General features: G+C 49.4%; 2 rRNA genes. Both read right to left on the bottom strand.

The window, feature by feature from the left end:
* Positions 1-59: 59 nt before the first annotated feature.
* A 5S ribosomal RNA gene (gene rrf / locus ABT006_RS34995) occupies positions 60-175 on the bottom strand.
* An 83-nt stretch (positions 176-258) separates the two neighbouring features.
* Positions 259-1,274, bottom strand: a 23S ribosomal RNA gene (locus ABT006_RS35000); the annotation flags it as partial.

A 1,274-nucleotide genomic window follows, 5' to 3' on the forward strand; every position in this document is an offset into this window, starting at 1 on the left:
CCTATCTCTTGAATCTCGTTAGTGAGATAAAAAAAGAGGAGCCATAGCTCCTCCAGTTCACTTGGCCACTCGCCTATCTCCCAGGGGGCAACCCCCAAGTACTTCCGCCGTAGATGGACTTAACTTCTGTGTTCGACATGGGAACAGGTGTATCTCCATCGCAATGATGACCAAATCATTAAATGTTACCTTGAACATTCAAAACTAAATAACAATTCTTCTAACTTTTAAACCATAAGCATATTATATTTGACTCTTTTGGTAAAGTCCTCGAGCGATTAGTACTGGTCCGCTCCAAGTCTCGCAACTCTTCCACTTCCAGCCTATCTACCAGATCATCTCTCTGGGCTCTTAATTCTTACGAATGGGTAATCTCATCTTGAGGTGGGCTTCGCACTTAGATGCTTTCAGCGCTTATCCCTTCCCTACATAGCTATCCAGCCGTGCTCCTGGCGGAACAACTGGTACACCAGCGGTAAGTCCATCCCGGTCCTCTCGTACTAAGGACAGATCCTCTCAAATTACCTACGCCCGCGACGGATAGGGACCGAACTGTCTCACGACGTTCTGAACCCAGCTCGCGTGCCGCTTTAATGGGCGAACAGCCCAACCCTTGGGACCGACTACAGCCCCAGGATGCGACGAGCCGACATCGAGGTGCCAAACCTCCCCGTCGATGTGAACTCTTGGGGGAGATAAGCCTGTTATCCCCAGGGTAGCTTTTATCCGTTGAGCGATGGCCCTTCCATGCGGTACCACCGGATCACTAAGTCCTAGTTTCCTACCTGCTCGAGTTGTAGCTCTCGCAGTCAAGCTGGCTTTTACCTTTACACTCTACGATTGATTTCCAACCAATCTGAGCCAACCTTTGAGCGCCTCCGTTACTCTTTAGGAGGCGACCGCCCCAGTCAAACTGTCCGTCAGACACTGTCTCCCTGGCCGATTATGCCAGCGGGTTAGAGTAACCATAAGTCAAGGGTAGTATCCCAACAACGCCTCAATAGAAACTAGCGTCCCTATTTCAATGGCTCCTACCTATCCTGTACATGACTTACAGGTACTCAATATCAAACTACAGTAAAGCTCCATGGGGTCTTTCCGTCCTGTCGCGGGTAACCTGCATCTTCACAGGTACTAAAATTTCACCGAGTCTCTCGTTGAGACAGTGCCCAAATCATTACGCCTTTCGTGCGGGTCGGAACTTACCCGACAAGGAATTTCGCTACCTTAGGACCGTTATAAGATCGGAAGAGCTTCGTGTATGGAAAGAGTGT

Source organism: Micromonospora sp. NPDC002717 (assembly GCF_040295705.1).
Taxonomy (GTDB): domain Bacteria; phylum Actinomycetota; class Actinomycetes; order Mycobacteriales; family Micromonosporaceae; genus Micromonospora.